Here is a 17,887-nt window from a genome sequence, read left to right on the forward strand (position 1 = left end):
GTCAGGCGGCCAGGCTGACCACGCCGGCGTCGATGTAACGGCGCGCGGCCTTCTGGGCCTCGGCGATCTCTTCGCGCTCCATCTCCTGCGACATCTCGCGGCGATAGACCCGGGCTTCGATCGAGCCCTTCATGGCGGCCAGGTTGAAGATCATGTGGGCCGATACCCGGTCCATCGGGCATCCGCCCGAACCGGCGGAATACATCATGCCCAGGTGGAACAGGGCGTCACCGTCCATGTCGGCGGTGGGAAGCGGCAGAACCGCTTCAACAAATTCAGGCGCCATTTCTTGCGCGGTCATCGTCGTATCCTCTAGCGCGACGCCCATTCTGGACCCGCCTTTGATGACCCAATCAAATACCCGCGGTTTGAAGTTAAAGTTAACGGCGCCGGGGTCGAAAACCCCTTTTGTGTAAACGCTTTACCAACGCCGCAGACCCCGTTCAGACCTTGTGAAGACGCAGGTAAGACCGCGTTCACACGCGCTTCGAAAGCCTGAGGGCGCGCGCGGTTTAACGCGCGCGCTGCCCGAACAGCACCTTTCGGGCCTCCTCCGCGGCCTTGCCCGGAGCGGCCAGGTTACGCCGCAACTCTTCGCCCAGCGCCCTGCCCGCCTGCACCGCAGGCCGCGCCCCGACCCGCTCCATCCAGGCGGCCAGATGCGGGAAGTCGTCCAGCGACTGCCCCTGATGCGACGGCAGGATCCAGGGCCAGGTCGCCATGTCGGCGATGGAATAGTCCCCCGCCAGATAGTCGCGATCCGCCAGCCGCCGATCCAGCACGCCGTAAAGCCGGTTGGTCTCGTTGGTGTAACGGCGCACGCCATAGGCGATGTGGCGCTGATCGGCGACGATGGCCGGGGCATACTGACGGAAGTGATGCGTCTGTCCCGCCATCGGCCCCAGACCTCCGACCTGCCAGAACAGCCACTGATCGACTTCGGCCTTGCCGCGGGCGTCACGCGGATAGAACTGGCCCGACTTGGCGCCCAGATACTGCAGGATGGCGCCGGACTCGAAGATCGACAGCGGCATTCCGTCCGGCCCATCGGGATCCACGATAGCCGGCATCCGTCCATTGGGGCTGATCTTCTGGAAGGCGTCCCCGAACTGCTCGCCCGCGCCGATGTTGATCGGCTTCATCTCGTAGGGCAGACCCATCTCTTCCAGGGCGATGGAGACTTTCCAACCATTGGGCGTGGGCCAGTACCAGAGCTCGATCGGTCGCGTCATGTCTTCAGCCCCTCACGCACGCCGACAGGCCGGTGCGACCCTGATCTGGGGTGGCCCCTCTGCACGCGCAAGCGAAGTCTGATGTCTGTTCAGCGAGAGTTCATGTCCGTTCAGGAAAGGTACAGGCCTGTTAAACGGCTTCGCGCGACCTCCCCGACCGCGCGCGCCCCAGGAGACAGCCCATGAATCCTTTCTCGCGCGCCGCCATCATCGCCATCGCTCTGGCCGCCACCGCCGCGCCTCTGGCGGCCCAGGCCCATGACGCCAGCCAGACCCGCGACCGCAACGAAGCGCGCCAGGAAAGGCGGACCGAGCCCGAGCGCGACAATCGCAACAACCGCGAATATCGCCAGGACAATCGCAACGAACGCCGCGAGGCCCGCCCGGAACGCCGCGAAGAGCGTCGCGACACCCGCCGCGACTATCGTCAGGAACGCCAGAACGACCGGCGTGAATATCGCTACGAAAGCCGCTGGTCGCCGGGCGACGGCAGCGAGAACGCACCCCGCGCCATTCCGGTGACGACCTCGTCATGATCCTCCGGCCTCTGTCGAGGCTCTCGCGATCCGGTCAAAGGTCCCGCGTATCGGTGCGGGGCTTTTTGTCTTGTTTTACAGGCGCCTGCCCGCGCCTGCCGGCTGACTATTCTGTTCAGACACAGTTCATGCGGCCGGACCGATCTTCAAGCCAAGCCGTCCAGAAGGACGTGCCGGGAACTTACAGACCATGAAACGCTCACTGATGGTTTTCGCCGCCATCGCCGCATTTGTCGGACCGGCCTTGGCGCCCATGGCCACTCTGGCTCAGGAACGTCCCCAGCGCGGTGATCGCGGCAGCCGGGCCGACCGGGCAGAACGGCCTCAATCCTCGGAAAGGCCGTCCGCTCGCCAGGACAGCGGCTGGTCGCGCCCGACGCGTTCCGACGGGTCTGGCGGTCAGGGATCAGGCGGTACGCAGCGCCCGGAACGCGCTGAACGCCCCAGCCGGCCTGAACGTCCCAGCGGGGGCGAGGCTCGCCCCCAGGATCGGACGCAGGATCGAAGGCAAACGCGAGGTCAGGACGCTCGAGGTCAGGATCGCGGCCAGAGCCGAGGAGACCAAGCCCGCGACAACACCAACCGGGGCGATCGCGGCCAAGGCCGCACCAATCAGGGCCGTGAAACGCGTCCAGATCGCGACCGTTCGCAGGGCGGCGGCGCCTGGAACTCCGGCGGCCAGGACCGTTGGCAGCGTCCGGACCGCCCAGACGGAAATGGCCAGACGCGAGACCGCCCAAACCGCCGTGACGACGGCCGTGGCGGCGCCCGTGATCGCGACGGGCGCGGTAACGACCGTGGCGGCTGGAACGGTCGCGGCGGTCGTGATGATCGCGCCGATCGCCAGCGCGAGTTCCGCAATCGCTTCGACCGCGACGAATGGCGTCGTGGCTGGAACCGTGGCCGGTCGCACGACTGGTGGCGCAACGACCGCCGGTTCCGCAACTACAGCGGTTTCCGCTACGGCTACTATTTCGCGCCCAACTACGGCTACTACAGCGTTCCCAGCCAATATTGGGGCCAGCGCTATTACGAGGGCAGCTATCTGCCGTCGGTGTTCTGGCGCTATCGGCTTGACGACTATCGCACCTATGGCCTGGGCTATCCGCCCGCCGGCACACGGTGGGTCCTGGTCGACAACTGGGTCTACCTGATCGATGAGCGCGACGGCTATATCGTCGAGGTCATCAGCGACGTCTGGAGCTGGTAAGCGCTACTGTAACGGCGTGAATAGCAAAGGTCCCGGAACACAGTTTCCGGGACCTTTTTCGTTGGGCCAAGCTTATCTGAAAAGTGTCTTGATTAACGACCCGTTCAAGTTCGGTTCACGCGAGCGAAGCCACAGTGGAGCCTCAGTCGGGATATCCCGCGGATCGAATGGCCATCTCGCCGTTTGGCCCGGCGGTTTCTCAAAGGAGGCAGATATGTTCAAGAAGACCATGATTATCGCAGCCGCCGTGGCCGCGACACTTGTAACCCCCATGGCTGCCTCGGCTCAGTCCCGGCACCATGGCGACCGGGATCGCGACGGCCGCTACGAGCGGCATGAGCGGCGTGCCGACCGCAACCGCCACGACGGCGGACGCTACACCCAACGTGAACGCTACAACGACCATCGTCGCTATGCCCGCGACCAGCGTCGCGACTGGCGCAACGACCATCGTCAGTACCGTCAGGACCAGCGCCGCTACTACCGGGGCGGCACCCTGCCCTATCAGTACCGTTCGAACTGGTACATTCGCGACTACAACCGCTACGGTTATGCGCCCCCGCCGCGCGGCTACGGCTACTACCGCACGGACACCGGCGACATCGTGGTCGCCGCCCTGGCCACCGGCGTGATCCTGTCGCTGCTGTCGAACTAAGCCGACAGTCTGAATTAAATAGCCCGCCCGGAGCGATCCGGGCGGGCTTTTCTTCGTCCAGTCATCCGACCAGGGCCGGGCTGAAGATTACAGACCCAGCTTGGCCTTCAGGATCTCGTTGACCGAGGCCGGGTTGGCCTTGCCACCGGTGGCCTTCATGACCTGACCCACGAACCAGCCCAGGGCCTGAGGCTTCTCGGCGACGGCGGCGGCCTTGTCGGGGTTGGCGGCGATCAACTCATCGACGGCCTTTTCGATGGCGCCGGTGTCATTGACCTGAACCAGACCGCGCGCCTCGACCACCTGACGCGGCGAGCCTTCGCCGTTCCAGACGTGATCGAACACCTCCTTGGCGATCTTGGAGGAGATGACCCCCTCTTCGATCAGGGCCACCAGTTCGGCGACGTGGCTGGCCGGCAGGGGGCTGGCGTCGAACTCAAGGTGGTCCGCCGACAGACGGGCTGACAGTTCGTTGGTCACCCAGTTGGCCACCAGCTTGGCGTCGCGACCCTTGGCGGCCGCCTCGAAGTAGTCGGCCTTGGCCTGGTCCGAGATGATCACCACGGCGTCGTATTGCGACAGGCCATAGTCGGCCATCAGCCGCTTGCGCTTGGCGTCGGGCAGTTCCGGCAGATCAGCCTTGATGGCGTCGATCCAGGCCTGTTCCAGTTCCAGCGGCAGTAGATCAGGATCGGGGAAGTAGCGGTAATCGTTCGCTTCTTCCTTGGATCGCATCGACCGGGTTTCGTTCTTGGTCGGATCGTACAGGCGGGTTTCCTGCAGGATCGAACCGCCGTCCTCCAGGATCTCGATCTGGCGGCGGGCCTCATGGTTGATGGCCTGGGAGATGAAGCGGAACGAGTTCACGTTCTTGATCTCGCAGCGCGTACCCAGGTGCTTGAAGTCGCCCGTCGCCTTGAACTTCTCATAGCCGCCTTCGCGACAGACCGAGACGTTCACGTCGGCGCGCAGGTTGCCCTTCTCCATGTCCCCGTCGCAGGCGCCCAGATAGATCAGGATGGTCCTGATCTTCTTCACATAGGCCACGGCCTCTTCGGGCGAACGCATGTCCGGCTTGGAGACGATCTCCATCAGGGCGGTGCCGGCTCGGTTCAGGTCGACGAAGCTTTCCGTCGGCGACAGGTCGTGGATGAGCTTGCCCGCGTCCTGTTCCAGATGCAGCCGCTCGATGCGCACGGTGTTGAATGAACCGTCCTCCGCCTCGACCTCGATCTCGCCCTCACCCACGATGGGGAAATAGAGCTGGCTGATCTGATAGCCCTGAGGCAGGTCGGGGTAGAAGTAGTTCTTGCGGTCGAACTGGCTCTTCAGATTGATCTGGGCATTCAGGCCCAGGCCGGTCTTCACCGCCTGCTCGACGCAATGCTTGTTCAGCGTCGGCAGCATGCCGGGGAAGCCCGCGTCGATCAGCGACACCTGCTCGTTCGGCCCCGCGCCGAAGCCGACGGCCGCGCCCGAGAACAGCTTGGCGTTCGACGCCACCTGAGCGTGGATCTCCAGCCCCATGACGATTTCCCAGGCGCCCGTGCGGCCCTGAATCAGTTTGGATGTGTCGGTCATGCTCACCACCACTTCTCCGCCTTGCCGGTAAATCCGGCCGCTTTCTCCAGCGCGCCGGCGACCTGGAAGACGGTCGCCTCGTCCAGCGCCTTGCCGATGACCTGAAGGCCCAGCGGCAGGCCGCCGGCGTCCACGCCCGCAGGCACCGAGATGCCCGGCAGGCCGGCCAGATTGGCGGTGACGGTGAAGATGTCGTTCAGGTACATCTGCAGCGGATCGACCTGTTTAACGCCCAGTTCAAAGGCAGCCGATGGCGTCGACGGCGTCAGGATGGCGTCCACCTTGCCCCAGACATTGTCGAAGTCCTCGGCGATGCGGCGACGCACTTTCAGGGCTCGAACGTAATAGGCGTCGTAGAATCCGGCCGACAGAACATAGGCGCCGATGATCAGGCGGCGCTTGACCTCGGGGCCGAAGCCCTCGGCGCGGCTGGTCTCATAGAGGTCGGTCAGGCTGGTCGTGCCCTCGGCCCGGTGACCGAACCGCATGCCGTCGTAACGGGCCAGGTTGGACGAGGCCTCGGCGGGCGCGACGATGTAATAGGTCGGCAGGGCGTATTGGGTGTGCGGCAGGCTGATCGGCACGATCTCGCAACCGGCGTCTTTGAGCCACTGCATGCCATCGGCCCACAGCTTCTGGATCGCCTCGGGCATGCCGTCGACGACATATTCGCTGGGCACGCCGATGCGCAGCCCCTTCACCGACTTGCCGACGCTGGCGGACCAGTCGGGTGTCGGGATGTCGAGGCTGGTCGAATCCTTGATGTCGAACGAGCACATCGACTTCAGCAGCAGGGCCGCGTCATCGACGGTCTTGGCGATCGGGCCGGCCTGATCCAGCGAACTGGCGAAGGCCACCATGCCGAAGCGGCTGGCGCGGCCATAGGTGGGCTTGATGCCGACCGTGCCGGTGAAGGCGGCGGGCTGGCGGATCGAGCCGCCGGTGTCGGACGCCGTGGCGGCCAGGCACAGGTCGGCGGCGACGGCCGAGGCCGAACCGCCCGACGAACCGCCCGGCGTCAGCTCGGCGTTGGATGTCTTGGACTTCCAGGGGTTCTTCACCGGACCGAAGGCCGAGGTCTCGTTGGACGAGCCCATGGCGAATTCGTCCATGTTCAGCTTGCCCAGCATCACCGCCCCGTCGCGCCACAGGTTGGCGGTGACGGTGGATTCATAGGGCGGCACAAAGCCGCGCAGCATGTTCGAGCCGGCGGTCGTCTGGACGCCCTGGGTGCAGAACAGGTCCTTGATGCCCAGGGGCGCGCCTTCCAACACGCCGCCCTGCCCCGCCGCAATGCGCGCGTCGGAGGCCTTGGCCATGTCGATCGCCTTGTCGGCGGTGACCTCGACATAGGCGTTCAGGGTCGGGTTGGCGGCCTCGATGTTGGAGATGAAGGCGCGGGTGATCTCTTCGGACGAGAAGGTCTTGGCCTTCAGGCCCTCGACGGCGGCGCTCAGCGTCAGCTTGGTCAGGTCGCTCATGACTATTCGACCACCTTGGGCACGACATAGAAGCCGTCAGCCGATTTCGGGGCGTTCGACAGGACAGCGTCCACCTTGGCGCCGTCGGTGACGACGTCGTCGCGCAGACGCAGGGGTTGGGCCACGTTGGAGGTCATCGGCTCTACGCCGTCCACGTTCACCTGCTGCAGCTGTTCGATCCAGCTCAGGATGCCGTTCAGCTCCTGAGCCAGGGGCTCCAGCCGGTCGTCAGGGGTCTTGATCCGGGCGAGGTGTGCGACCTTGCGCACCGTCGCGGCGTCGATGGCCATGCGGCCCTCCGATAGTCAAAGTGCAAGGGCCGGTGACTAGCGGGCCAGAGCCGGATTCACAAGGTTTGAACCTTCGACATCGCGCCCGGCCTGGCCTATGCAGCGCCCGTGCCCGTTCTCGACCTTCTCGACCTCCCCGCCGCCTGCCCGCCCAATACGGCGTGGCTGGGCCTCGACCTGGGCGAGGCGACCATCGGCGTCGCCGCCTCCGACACCAGCCGGATGATCGCCAGCCCGCTGGAGCTGATCCGCAAGGTCAAGTTCTCACAGGACGTCGAGCGGCTGATCAAGATCATGAATGGGCGGAACGTCTCGGGCCTGATCATCGGCCTGCCGGTCAACATGGACGGGACCGAGGGGCCCCGCGCCCAGTCCTGCCGCGCCTTTGCCCGCAACCTCGATCGCATCCGCCCGACCAATGTCGCCTTCTGGGACGAACGGCTGTCGACCAGCGCGGTCGAGCGGTTCCTGATCGAGGACCTTGACCTGAACCGCAAGCGCCGGGCCGAGGTGGTGGATCGCACCGCCGCCGCCTGGATCCTGCAGGGCGCGCTGGACCGGGTGCGCGATCAGGCGACATGGGTATGACGCCCCGCTGTTTCATCCGAAGAGAATCCGCCCTATAGGCGGGCTTTAATGACCGACACAGCCGTCACCGACCTGATCTCCGAACGGTTGATCCCGTTCCCGAGCCCGCATTTCCTGTCCGCAGGCGCCCTGAACCCGCCGGCCGCCCTGGCCCTGCTGGATCTGGCCGATGTCTTCGTCGACCTGAACCGCCAGTCGTCCAAGGCGCTTGACCTGCTGCACGGCCGCACGGTCGTGAACATTTTCTTCGAGAACTCGACCCGCACCTCGTCCTCGTTCGAGATCGCGGCCAAGCGTCTGGGCGCCGATGTGGTCACCATGCCGGTCCAGGCGTCGTCGGTGGCCAAGGGCGAGACCCTGATCGACACAGCGGTCACCCTGAACGCCATGAAGCCCGACATCCTGGTCATCCGGCACGGAGCCTCGGGCGCCGCCGACCTGCTGTCGCAAAAGGTCGGCTGTGCGGTGGTCAACGCCGGCGATGGTCGCCACGAACACCCGACCCAGGCCCTGCTGGACCTCTTGTCCCTGCGCCGCGCCTTTGGCGACGTGGGCGGCCTGACCATCGCCATCTGCGGCGACATCGCCCATAGCCGCGTGGCCCGGTCGAACGTCATCCTGCTGTCCATGATGGGCGCGCGCGTCCGCCTGATCGGCCCGCCGACCCTGGTGCCGGGCGACGCCGACCGCTGGGGCTGCGAGGTCTTCCACGACATGCGCGAGGGCCTGGCCGGCTGTGACGTGGTCATGATGCTGAGGCTGCAGCTGGAGCGGATGGCCGGAGCCCTGGTGCCGTCGACGCGCGAGTATTTCCGCTTCTGGGGTCTGGACCGCGAGAAACTGGCCTGGGCCAATCCCGACGCCAAGGTCATGCACCCCGGCCCGATGAACCGGGGCGTCGAGATCGATTCCGATGTCGCCGACGACCTGTCCGTCTCCCTGATCCAGGATCAGGTCGAGATGGGCGTCGCCGCCCGCATGGCCGTGCTGGCCTCGCTCTCCGCCCGGATCGGAGACGACCGATGAGCCGCCTCGCCATCGTCAACGCCCGCCTGCTGGATCCCGCCACCGACTATGATGGTCCCGGCGGCGTCCTGATCGAGGATGGCCGGATCGCCGAAGTCGTGCGCGGCGCCACAAGCTTTGGCGAGGTCGAGACCATCGACGCCCAGGGCCTGTGCCTGTCGCCCGGCCTGATCGACATCCGCGTCAAGACCGGCGAGCCCGGCGCCGAGCCCAAGGAGACGCTGAAGTCCGCCAGCCTGTCGGCGGCGGCGGGCGGCGTCACCACCATCGTCGTCCAGCCGGACACCGATCCGGCCGTGGACGACCCGGCCATGGTCGACTTCATCCAGCGGCGCGGCGCGGCCCTGAACCTGGTCAACGTCTTCGCCGCAGGGGCCGCGACCAAGGCCCGCGACGGCGTCCGCATGGCCGAGATCGGCCTGATGAACGAGGCGGGCGCTCTGTATTTCACCGACGGCGACCGCGTCATCGCCAACAGCCGCACCCTGCAACGGGTGATGAGCTACGCCGGGGCCTTCAACGCCCTGATCGCCTGCCGTCCCGCCGATCCCTGGCTGAGCGAAGGCACGGTGGCGACCTCGGGCGAACTGGCCACGCGCCTGGGCCTGTCGGGCGCCCCGGCCATCGCCGAGCGCATCCAGCTGGAACGCGACCTGGCCCTGGTCGAACAGACCGGCGCGCGGTTCCTGGTCGATCAGATCTCGACCGAGGGTGCGCTGGACACCCTGGCTCGCGCGCGCGGCAAGGGGCTGGAGGTCGCCGCCTCGGTGTCGATCAACCACCTGTGCTTCAACGAGCTCGACATCGGTGAATACCGCACCTTCTACCGGCTCGATCCGCCCCTGCGCGCCGAGAGCGACCGCCAGGCCCTGATCGAGGCGGTGCGCGACGGCCTGATCGACGTCATCACCTCGGCCCACGCACCCGCCCCCGCAGAGGACAAGCGCCGCCCCTTCTCCGAGGCTGCACCCGGCGCGGTGGGGCTGGAGACCCTGCTGGCCGCCACCCTGACCCTGCATCACGAGGACGGGCTGGACCTGCTGACCCTGCTTCGCCCGCTGACCCAGGGACCGGCATCCCTGCTGGGCCTCGACAGCGGTGTGATCGAGGCGGGCGCGCCTGCCGATTTGGTGCTGTTCGACCCCGACGCCCCCGTCGTCATCGACGCCGCCAAGCTGAAGTCCAAATCCAAGAACTCGCCCTTCGACGGTCGCCGGCTTCAGGGCCGCGTGATGCGCACCATCGTCGCCGGGCGGACGGTGTTCGTCGCCTAGCGGCTGCAGGTCTGGGCTGCAGCCAGTTCCGGCCCCATGACCGACTTCACGGCCAGAGGCGCGTCGGTGGCGATGATGGTCACGCCCTTGCGCCACAGCTCGCGATACTCGCCGACATCGCCGTCCTGGGCGAACTGGTCGTCAAACCGTTCGCCGGGCGCGCCCAGGGTGCCGAACTGAACTTCGATCCCCTCGGCCTTCAGCTGACGCCACTGGGACGGCTTCATCGTGCGCGAACCGGTCCAGGCCAGGATCTGGTCGCTGTCCACCCCGGACAGGTCCGTCGCCCGGCTCATTCCGGCCGAGATCATCATCTCGGGGGCCAGGGCCGCGATCGCGCGGGCCGCCGTGTCGGAATAGGTGATCAGGATGACCCGGTCGGCGGCGTTCACGCGCCGCACCTCGGCGATGACGGCGCGGGCCAGCTCCAGCGTGCCCTCCTCGTCGTCGGCCTTGAAGTCGAGCGCCGCGATAGCGCCGACACGCCCGGCGGCAGCCAAGGCCTCGTCCAGCGTGGGCGGCGCCGCGTCGGTCAGGTCGCCGTTGGGCGCGCGCAGCCGCATCTGACGCACCTGGTTCAGCGTCAGTTCGGCCAGATGGCCGTGGCCGGTGGTGGTCCGGTCCACCGACGGATCGTGCATCAGCACCAGTTTGCGATCCCGCGTTCTGACCACGTCCAGTTCGACGATGGCGCCGGGAATGGCCTGGCCGGTCGCCAGGATGGCGGCGATGGAGTTTTCGGGCTGATCGGCCGCCGACTGGCCGCGATGGGCCGAGATCATCACCCCCCGCTCGCGCACGCAGTCGAAATAGGCGGCCAGCTCGGGCTTGCCGGCCGGCGCGTCCGACACCGCGAAACAGCCGCCCAGTGCGAGACTGGCGGTCATGACGGCGGGCAGGACAAGGCGCATCTGGAACTCCGGTTGGGGATTGCAGTCTCTTCCTAGCCCGGTTCCGGTCAAGTCGTGTCACGACGCTTGCCCGCAGCGACCTTGGGACGCATCCTGCCGCGAACACGACCGTGGGGAGAGAATCAGTTGCAGGACTTGGTGGGGCCGGCTTTGGGCACGCTCGCGCTCGTGGCGTTGGGCGGATACCTGCTGGGGTCGATTCCCTTTGGCGTCATCATTACGCGCCTGTCCGGGGTCGGCGATGTCCGCAACATCGGCTCGGGCAATATCGGCGCAACCAATGTCCTGAGGACGGGCCGCAAAGACCTGGCCATCGCCACCCTGCTGCTGGATGCGGGCAAGGGCGCCGCCGCCCTGCTGATCGCCCGCGCCCTGTTCGAGGGAAACACCACCCAGGATCTGGTCGGCTGCATCGCCGGCGCCTTCGCCTTTCTGGGCCATCTGTTCCCGGTCTGGCTCAGGTTCAAGGGCGGCAAGGGGGTCGCCACCTTCTTTGGCCTGTTGCTGGCCGCCCATTGGCCGCTGGGCCTGATGGCCGCCGCCACCTGGCTGATCGTGGCCTTCGGTCTGAGGTATTCGTCGCTGGCGGCCCTGGTCGCCGCCGCCCTGGCGCCCGTCTATGCGGTGCTGCCCATCGCGGCCCTGGGCCTGCCCGTCGCGCCGCCTTTGGTGGTCCTGGCCATATTCACCGGGGTGCTGATCTTCATCCGCCACCATGAGAACATCGCCCGGCTGCTGAAGGGCGCCGAACCCCGCATCGGCGCCAAGAAGGCCTGACCATGCTGACGGAGGCCGAACGCATCGCGCGCCTCCGTCTCGCCCGCGCCGACCGCGTCGGGCCGGTCTCTTTCAAACAGTTGCTGGATCGGTTCGGCAGCGCCAAGCGCGCGCTGGACGCCCTGCCCGACATGGTCCGGCGCGGCGGCTCGACCGGCTATGCCCTGCCCGATCCCGCCCGCATAGACGCCGAACTGGCGGCCGGCGAGTGGCGGGGCGCGACCCTGATCGTGCTGGGCGACGCCGCCTATCCCCCCGCCCTCGCCGCCGTCGATCCGCCGCCGCCGGTGCTGTGGGCCTTGGGGGATCCAGCCCTGCTGTCGCGAGAGGCCATAGCGGTGGTCGGCGCCCGCATCGCCTCGGCGGGCGGCCAGCGGATCGCGCGCGGCCTGTCCCAGGGCCTGGGCCAGGCCGGCTTCGTCGTCGTCTCCGGCATGGCGCGCGGCATCGACGCCGCAGCCCATGAAGGCGCGATCGAGACCGGGACCGTTGCGGTCCTGGGCGGCGGGGTGGACGACATCTATCCGCCCGAACACGCCGACCTGCACGCCCGCCTGGCCGAACGGGGCTGCGTCGTCTCAGAAAGCCCAATGGGCGCGCGGGCCCAGGCGCGCGACTTCCCCCGTCGCAACCGCATCATCTCGGGCCTGTCGCGCGGAGTGATCGTGGTCGAGGCCGAACTGCGCTCAGGCTCGCTCATCACCGCCAGGCTGGCGGGGGAACAGGGCCGCGACGTCTTCGCCGTACCCGGCTCGCCGCTCGATCCACGCTCCAGGGGGCCGAACGAACTGCTGCGTCAGGGGGCGATCCTGTGCGAGGGCGTGGACGACGTGGTGCGCGCCTTCGAGACCCTGCGCTATCTGGGCGAGCCCCCGTCCGAGCCCTTCGACATGGGCCAAGACATCGACGCCGCCCTGATCGAGCGGGTCGCCGCCCTGCTGTCGCCGACGCCGACGCCGCGCGATGAACTGGCCAGGGCCTGCGGCGCGCCTGTGTCCCAGGTCGCCGCCGCCCTGCTGGAACTCAGCCTGGCTGGTCGGGCTAGTCTGCTGGCTGGGGGGCTGGCGAGCCTCTAGCCGGGCCGTTGCGGTTCAGCGCCTGGGGGAAGTCGCGCCCCAGGGCCTCGGCCATGGCCTGCTGCACGATCAGGAAGACCTCGTCGCGCTGGTGATAGTTGTTGGACAGGACGATCACCGTCACGTCGTGATCCGGCTGATAGCTGATCAGGTTGCGGAAGCCCGCCCAACTGCCCGTGTGATAGATCTGGCGGTCTTCGAACGACGGCGACACCTGCTCGCCCAGCCTGTTGGCGAACAGTCCGTATCCCCAATCGCGCCGATGCCGCCCGCGCTCGCTGGGCGTATCCGCCGGGGCGTGGTCGCCGGTCATCTGGGCGTAGGAATAGGGCGTCAGCACATGGCCCCTGTGCAGGGCCAGCTCCCACGCCAGCATGTCGTCCAGCGTCGAATGCAGGGCGCCCGCGCCCATGACGACGCTGACATTCGGAATGGTCTGGGCCGCCAGACCGCTGGGATAGTTGGCGTATCCCATGACCGTCTCGCCGCCGTCGCCCAGGCCCGTCCGGGTCATGCCCAAGGGTTGGAAGAAGGTGGTTTGCAGATAGTCCGAAAAGGCCATGCCGCTGGCCTTCTCGACGATGGCGGCGGCCAAGTTGAAGGCGGCGTTGTTATAGCGGATCTTCGAACCCGGCTCGAACTGCAGCCCATATGCCTTTGAATCTTCGGTCAGTTGATCCAGCGTCACAGGCGTGACCCGCGCCAGACCCCATTGTGGCCGCGCCATAAGGTCGGGGATGCCCGAGGTGTGCGACAGCAGGTGGTGGATCTTCAGCGACGCCCAGGCGGCCGGGCATGGCTGGATCCAGTGACAGACCGGATCCCCGATCTTCAGCTTGCCATCGTCCTGAAGCTTCAGGATGGCGGCGGCGGTGAACTGCTTGCTGATCGAGGCCAGCAGGAACTCGCTGTCCAGCGCCAGCGGCTCGCCCCGATCGACATGGGCGGGGCCATAGACCTGACGAAACAGCACCGTGTCGCCCTTGGCCACCAGCACCCCGCCCATGAAGCGCGGGCGCGCCTGCATGGCGGCGGCCAGTTGCGGCAGGTCCTGCACCACCTCGACCGGCGGGCGCGGCGGTAGCGCCTGGCGCACGGGACGCGGCGGGGACGGCGCCGCGCTGCTGAAGACGGCGGCGGCGCCTGCACCGGCCAGCACGATGGCGGCGACGACGCCGGCGAACAGCCGCGGATGATTGCCGGCGGTCTTGGGGACGGTGAACACGCTTACTCTACTCGGGAAGCCAGATAGCCGAAGATCAGACGTCGAAGTCCAGGCCAAACTGGGCGTACAGGGCCCGGCTGTCCTGCCACTTCGGATCGACCTTGACGGTCAGGAACAGGTGGACGGGCCGGTCCAGCAGCTCGATCAGCTCTTCGCGCGACTTCTGGCCGATCCATTTCAGGGTCTGGCCGCCCTTGCCCAGGATGATGGGCCGCTGGCTCTCGCGCTCGACATAGATGGTCTGTTCGATGCGGGCCGAGCCGTCCGCCTTTTCGTCAAAGGCCGTGGTCTCCACCGCCGCCGAATAGGGCAGTTCCTCGTGGACGCGCAGATAGACCTTCTCGCGCGTGATCTCGGCGGCCAGAACCCGGATCGGCACGTCGGCGCTCTGATCCTCGGGATAGAGCCAGGGGCCTTCGGGCATGGACAGGGCCAGGCGCGACTTCAGATCGTCCACCCCGTCGCCGGTCGCCGCCGAGATCATGTAGACCTCGGAATAGACGCCGGTCTCGAACAGGGCGTGAGACAGGGCCAGCAGGGTGTCGCGGCGCATGCCGTCGATCTTGTTCAGCGCCAGGATGACCTGCGAGCCCGAGCCCTTCAGGTTCTCGATGATGGTCTCGGTGTCCTCGGCGGACTTGCGGTCGGCGGGCGTGCCCTCCTTGCCTTCCGAGGCGATGTGCGAGGCCGCGTCGATCAGGTGGACCACGACGTCGGCGTCCGACGCCCCGCCCCAGGCCGAGGCGACCATGGCGCGGTCCAGACGACGGCGCGGGGTGAAGATGCCGGGCGTGTCGACCAGAACGATCTGGGCGTCCTTGTCGATGGCGATGCCGCGCACAGGGAACCGCGTCGTCTGCACCTTCTGAGTGACGATCGAAACCTTGGTCCCCGTCAGCCGGTTGACCAGCGTCGACTTGCCCGCATTGGGCGCGCCGATGATGGCGGCGAAGCCTGCCTTGCGGACGCCCGCTTCGGAGGTGTTGGGGTCGATATCGGTCAAATCACGCCTTCTCGTTTCAGCATTGCTATCGCCGCTGACTTTTCCGCGTCCTGACGCGAACGTCCCTGGGCGGATATGGGTTCGACGCCCTCGACCGACACCTCGATGGTGAAGGTCGGCGCATGGTCGGATCCGCTGCGGTCGGCGATCCGGTAGGTCGGCAGCGGCCGACCCTGAGCTTGCGCCCATTCCTGCAGGGCGGACTTGGGATTGGCCAGGCCGCGCTCTGGCGTCCGCGCCAGTTCCTCGGCCCACAGTCGGTCGAAGGCCAGGCGGGCGGCGTCCAGGCCGCCATCCAGATAGACCGCCGCCAGCACCGCCTCGACGGCGTCGGCGATGACGCCTTCCTTGCGGCGGCCGCCCGACTTGGTCTCACCGGGCGACAGGCGCAGGGCCTGGCCGATGCCGAGCCGTTCGCCGACCCGGCCACAGGCTGCCTTGTCGACCAGGGCGTGCAGGCGCGAGGACAGCTGGCCCTCGTCGGCCTCGGGGAAGTCGTTGTGCAGCCGGTCGGCGACCAGCAGGCCGAGGACCCGGTCGCCCAGGAACTCCATCCGCTCGTTGTCGCGCGGCGCCTTCGACGTCTGGGGCGAACCGCCTTCGCTGACGCTGGCGTGGGTCAGGGCGCGCTCCAGCAGGGCGGGAGTGCGGAAATCATGGCCCAGTCGGCGGACCAGCTCGGCCACCGCCTCGGCTCGGGGATTCGCCATCAGTCGAGGATGCGGAAGAAGCGGCTGGGCCGGATATTGGCGAACCAGCTGACCGGGTTGAACAGGCTGGCGCCCGGCTCCCACGAGAACATGATGATCTGCGCCTTGCCGACCAGGTTCTGCTCGGGGACCATGCCCACGCCGGCATATTCGGCCACGCGGCTGTCGATCGAGTTGTCGCGGTTGTCGCCCATCATGAAGTAGTGGCCCGCCGGCACCTCATAGACCCCGGTGTCGTCCAGATCGCCGCCCGGACCGAAGTCCTGGGTCATGAAGCTCTTGCCGTTGGGCAGGGTCTCGCGGGCGCGGACGATAGAGCGCGGGCCAAAGGCGTCGGCGACCTGACCTTCGTCCACGATGGCGTCCTGGACCGGCTGGCCGTTGATATAGAGCTTGTTGGCGATCATCTGCACACGGTCGCCTGGCAGGCCGATCACGCGCTTGATGTAGTCGGTCTTGTTATCGCGCGGCAGCTTGAACACGGCGATGTCGCCCCGCTTGGGCGCGGTGTTGAACAGGCGTCCCTCGCCCAGCGGCAGGTTGACCGGCAGGCCGCTCGAATATTTCGAATAGCCGTAGGACCATTTGGTCACGACGATGTAGTCGCCCTCATACAGGTTCGGCTCCATCGAGGCCGAGGGGATGGTGAAGGGCTGGAACAGCATCACCCGCAGCACGAACGCGATCAGCAGGGCGAAGACCACCGTCTTGATGACCTCCAGCGTCTCGCTGCCGGCCGAGCGCGGAGGCTCTTCGCTGCGGGTGGGCGACGGGGCCTTGATGTTGGCCTTCTTGATGTTCTTCTCCCGGATCGGCTTTTCGTCGCCGTCGTCGAAGGGGGCGTCGCCGTGATCGCTCCAGATCGGGCGGGCGGCGGCGGTGGCGGCCGCGGCGGGCGCGACATGATCGGGTTCGGTGACGGAATGGCTGTCGTCGTGGGCCGGTTCGACGACCGAGGCGTCGGCCGAGATCACGGCGGGCTCTTCATGCCCTGCGTCATGGGTCTCGACGTGCGGGGTGTGCGCCTCGGGCTCGGCGGCGTGCGCATCGTGCGCGGCGTCGGCCTCGTGGGGCTTTTTCTCTTCGCTCATCTGACAGGCCTGTCCCCGGCCCGCTCGCTGAGGACCATGAGCGGACCTATAGCCTGATTAAGCCATCGGCAAGGCTTCGATCACCACGAAGGCGAGTGCGTAGGGGTGTTCGTCGCTCAGCGTCAGGTGGATTTTCGCCTCATGCCCGACCGGCGTCAGACGGGCCAGATGCTCGGCCGCGTGGCCGGTCAGGGCCAGGGTCGGCTGGCCGCTGGGCAGGTTCACCACCCCCATGTCGCGCCAATAGACGTCGCGCCGCATCCCGGTGCCCAGGGCCTTGGCGCAGGCCTCCTTGGCGGCGAACCGCTTGGCGTAGCTCCAGGCCGCATCCGGCTTGCGATCCGAGCGGGTGCGTTCCAGTTCGGTGAAGCAGCGCATCTTGAAGCGGTCGCCGAAGCGATCCAGCGAGGTCTGGATGCGGCGGATGTCGCACAGGTCGGTGCCCACCCCGATGATCACGGCTCGACGCCTCTGGCGGCGTCCATCAGGTCGCGCATCCGCCGGATCGCCGGACCCAGGCCGACGAAGATGGCCTCGCCGATCAGGAAATGGCCGATGTTCAGTTCCATGACCTCGGGAATGGCGGCGACGGCGGCGACCGTGTCGTAGTCGATGCCGTGGCCCGCGTGGACCTCCAGCCCCAGCCCGGCGGCCTGGGTCGCACCCGCCGTCAGGGACGCCAGTTCGCGCGCCGCCTCGTCCGCCCTGCCCTCGCGCACGGCGTCGCAGTAGGCGCCCGTATGCAGTTCGACCACCGCCGCGCCCGTGCGGTGGGCGGCGGCGATCTGTTCAGGGTCTGCGCCGATGAACAGCGACACCCGCGATCCCGCTTCGTTCAGCTTGCCGACCATGGGGGTGATCCAGTTATGGCCGCCGACCACGTCCAGCCCGCCCTCGGTCGTCCGCTCCTCGCGCTTTTCCGGCACCAGGCAGACGGCGTGGGGCCGGTGATGCAGGGCGATGTCGAGCATCTCCTGGGTCACGGCCATCTCGAGATTGAGCGGCCGCGCCTCGGCGTTCAGCAGGGTCGACAGGCCGTCGATGTCGGCGTCCGAGATATGGCGGCGATCCTCGCGTAGATGGGCGGTGATCCCGTCCGCCCCTGCCGCAAGAGCCTCTTCAGCCGCCCGCACGGGATCGGGATACTGGCCGCCGCGCGCGTTCCGCACCGTGGCCACATGGTCGATGTTGACGCCGAGTCTCAGAGGGTTTGGCACGTCA

The 17,887-nt window shown here is 67.3% G+C and carries 20 protein-coding genes; 8 read left to right on the forward strand and 12 right to left on the reverse strand.

Annotation, left to right across the window (positions count from 1 at the left end; translation table 11 throughout):
- Position 1 precedes the first annotated feature (1 nt).
- Both ACO05L_RS11630 and ACO05L_RS11635 read right to left on the reverse strand, forming a co-directional pair.
- Positions 2–301, reverse strand: coding sequence for a sel1 repeat family protein (locus ACO05L_RS11630; protein ID WP_421729334.1), 300 nt, complete (start codon positions 299–301; stop codon positions 2–4).
- 211 nt (positions 302–512) lie between these two features.
- Entirely contained in the window at positions 513–1,232 is a 720-nt protein-coding gene (locus ACO05L_RS11635; RefSeq protein WP_421729335.1) for a glutathione S-transferase N-terminal domain-containing protein, read from the reverse strand.
- A gap of 182 nt (positions 1,233–1,414) precedes the next feature.
- Between ACO05L_RS11635 and ACO05L_RS11640 the strand changes: the two genes are divergently transcribed.
- The 3 genes from ACO05L_RS11640 (at position 1,415) to ACO05L_RS11650 (ending at position 3,633) form a co-directional block, all read left to right on the forward strand.
- Positions 1,415–1,768 carry a hypothetical protein gene (locus tag ACO05L_RS11640; RefSeq protein WP_421729336.1) on the forward strand — a complete coding sequence of 118 codons (354 nt, stop codon included), beginning with the start codon at positions 1,415–1,417 and terminating at the stop codon, positions 1,766–1,768.
- Positions 1,769–1,958: 190 nt separating this feature from the next.
- The gene (locus ACO05L_RS11645) at positions 1,959–2,978 is read left to right on the forward strand and encodes an RcnB family protein (RefSeq protein WP_421729337.1); all 1,020 of its coding nucleotides are present in this window, start codon (positions 1,959–1,961) and stop codon (positions 2,976–2,978) included.
- 214 nt (positions 2,979–3,192) lie between these two features.
- A complete protein-coding gene (locus ACO05L_RS11650; RefSeq protein WP_421729338.1) occupies positions 3,193–3,633 on the forward strand; it encodes an RcnB family protein in 441 nt (146 codons plus the stop codon).
- 87 nt (positions 3,634–3,720) lie between these two features.
- Here ACO05L_RS11650 and gatB read toward each other — a convergent pair whose 3' ends face one another.
- Genes gatB through gatC form a run of 3 tightly spaced genes read right to left on the reverse strand, consistent with a single transcriptional unit; the run spans position 3,721 to position 6,985 of the window.
- Positions 3,721–5,214 carry an Asp-tRNA(Asn)/Glu-tRNA(Gln) amidotransferase subunit GatB gene (gene gatB, locus ACO05L_RS11655; RefSeq protein ID WP_421729339.1) on the reverse strand — a complete coding sequence of 498 codons (1,494 nt, stop codon included), beginning with the start codon at positions 5,212–5,214 and terminating at the stop codon, positions 3,721–3,723.
- A 2-nt stretch (positions 5,215–5,216) separates the two neighbouring features.
- Positions 5,217–6,695, reverse strand: a complete 1,479-nt coding sequence (gene gatA / locus ACO05L_RS11660; RefSeq protein WP_421729340.1) for an Asp-tRNA(Asn)/Glu-tRNA(Gln) amidotransferase subunit GatA — start codon at positions 6,693–6,695, stop codon at positions 5,217–5,219.
- Positions 6,696–6,697: 2 nt separating this feature from the next.
- A complete protein-coding gene (gatC, locus tag ACO05L_RS11665) occupies positions 6,698–6,985 on the reverse strand; it encodes an Asp-tRNA(Asn)/Glu-tRNA(Gln) amidotransferase subunit GatC (protein ID WP_421729341.1) in 288 nt (95 codons plus the stop codon).
- A gap of 108 nt (positions 6,986–7,093) precedes the next feature.
- Between gatC and ruvX the strand changes: the two genes are divergently transcribed.
- The 3 genes from ruvX to pyrC are packed head-to-tail and all read left to right on the forward strand — an operon-like array spanning position 7,094 to position 9,873.
- Positions 7,094–7,573, forward strand: coding sequence for a Holliday junction resolvase RuvX (ruvX, locus tag ACO05L_RS11670; protein WP_421729342.1), 480 nt, complete (start codon positions 7,094–7,096; stop codon positions 7,571–7,573).
- Positions 7,574–7,621: 48 nt separating this feature from the next.
- Positions 7,622–8,599 carry an aspartate carbamoyltransferase catalytic subunit gene (locus ACO05L_RS11675; RefSeq protein WP_421729343.1) on the forward strand — a complete coding sequence of 326 codons (978 nt, stop codon included), beginning with the start codon at positions 7,622–7,624 and terminating at the stop codon, positions 8,597–8,599.
- Positions 8,596–9,873 (forward strand): dihydroorotase, encoded by a 1,278-nt coding sequence (gene pyrC / locus ACO05L_RS11680; RefSeq protein ID WP_421729344.1) that lies wholly within the window; start codon positions 8,596–8,598, stop codon positions 9,871–9,873. The genes ACO05L_RS11675 and pyrC overlap by 4 nt, the downstream gene beginning before the upstream one ends.
- Here the strand turns inward: pyrC and ACO05L_RS11685 are convergent.
- On the reverse strand, positions 9,870–10,784 hold the full coding sequence (locus tag ACO05L_RS11685; protein WP_421729345.1) for a glycerophosphodiester phosphodiesterase family protein: 915 nt from the start codon (positions 10,782–10,784) through the stop codon (positions 9,870–9,872). The two genes, pyrC and ACO05L_RS11685, sit on opposite strands and share 4 nt — an antisense overlap.
- A 126-nt stretch (positions 10,785–10,910) precedes the next feature.
- Between ACO05L_RS11685 and plsY the strand changes: the two genes are divergently transcribed.
- Together plsY and dprA are read left to right on the forward strand one after the other, a co-directional pair.
- Positions 10,911–11,561 (forward strand): glycerol-3-phosphate 1-O-acyltransferase PlsY, encoded by a 651-nt coding sequence (plsY, locus tag ACO05L_RS11690; RefSeq protein ID WP_421729346.1) that lies wholly within the window; start codon positions 10,911–10,913, stop codon positions 11,559–11,561.
- 2 nt (positions 11,562–11,563) lie between these two features.
- The gene (gene dprA, locus ACO05L_RS11695; RefSeq protein WP_421729347.1) at positions 11,564–12,637 is read left to right on the forward strand and encodes a DNA-processing protein DprA; all 1,074 of its coding nucleotides are present in this window, start codon (positions 11,564–11,566) and stop codon (positions 12,635–12,637) included.
- On the opposite strand, the gene ACO05L_RS11700 is transcribed toward dprA, so the two are convergent.
- The 6 genes from ACO05L_RS11700 to ACO05L_RS11725 form a co-directional block, all read right to left on the reverse strand.
- Entirely contained in the window at positions 12,603–13,862 is a 1,260-nt protein-coding gene (locus tag ACO05L_RS11700) for a serine hydrolase domain-containing protein (protein WP_421729348.1), read from the reverse strand. The genes dprA and ACO05L_RS11700 overlap by 35 nt on opposite strands.
- A gap of 34 nt (positions 13,863–13,896) precedes the next feature.
- The gene (gene era, locus ACO05L_RS11705) at positions 13,897–14,865 is read right to left on the reverse strand and encodes a GTPase Era (protein WP_421729349.1); all 969 of its coding nucleotides are present in this window, start codon (positions 14,863–14,865) and stop codon (positions 13,897–13,899) included.
- Positions 14,862–15,575: a ribonuclease III gene (rnc, locus tag ACO05L_RS11710; protein WP_421729350.1), complete on the reverse strand. Its 714-nt coding sequence runs from the start codon at positions 15,573–15,575 to the stop codon at positions 14,862–14,864. The genes era and rnc overlap by 4 nt, the downstream gene beginning before the upstream one ends.
- The gene (gene lepB, locus ACO05L_RS11715; protein ID WP_421731684.1) at positions 15,575–16,357 is read right to left on the reverse strand and encodes a signal peptidase I; all 783 of its coding nucleotides are present in this window, start codon (positions 16,355–16,357) and stop codon (positions 15,575–15,577) included. Before lepB ends, rnc begins: the two co-directional genes overlap by 1 nt.
- Before the next feature lie 366 nt (positions 16,358–16,723).
- Complete coding sequence (gene acpS, locus ACO05L_RS11720; RefSeq protein WP_421729351.1) at positions 16,724–17,125, reverse strand: holo-ACP synthase; 402 nt, start codon at positions 17,123–17,125, stop codon at positions 16,724–16,726.
- Positions 17,122–17,883: a pyridoxine 5'-phosphate synthase gene (locus ACO05L_RS11725; RefSeq protein WP_421729352.1), complete on the reverse strand. Its 762-nt coding sequence runs from the start codon at positions 17,881–17,883 to the stop codon at positions 17,122–17,124. Before ACO05L_RS11725 ends, acpS begins: the two co-directional genes overlap by 4 nt.
- Positions 17,884–17,887 lie beyond the last annotated feature (4 nt).

The organism is Brevundimonas sp. (assembly GCF_965227765.1).
In the GTDB taxonomy this organism is placed as follows: domain Bacteria; phylum Pseudomonadota; class Alphaproteobacteria; order Caulobacterales; family Caulobacteraceae; genus Brevundimonas.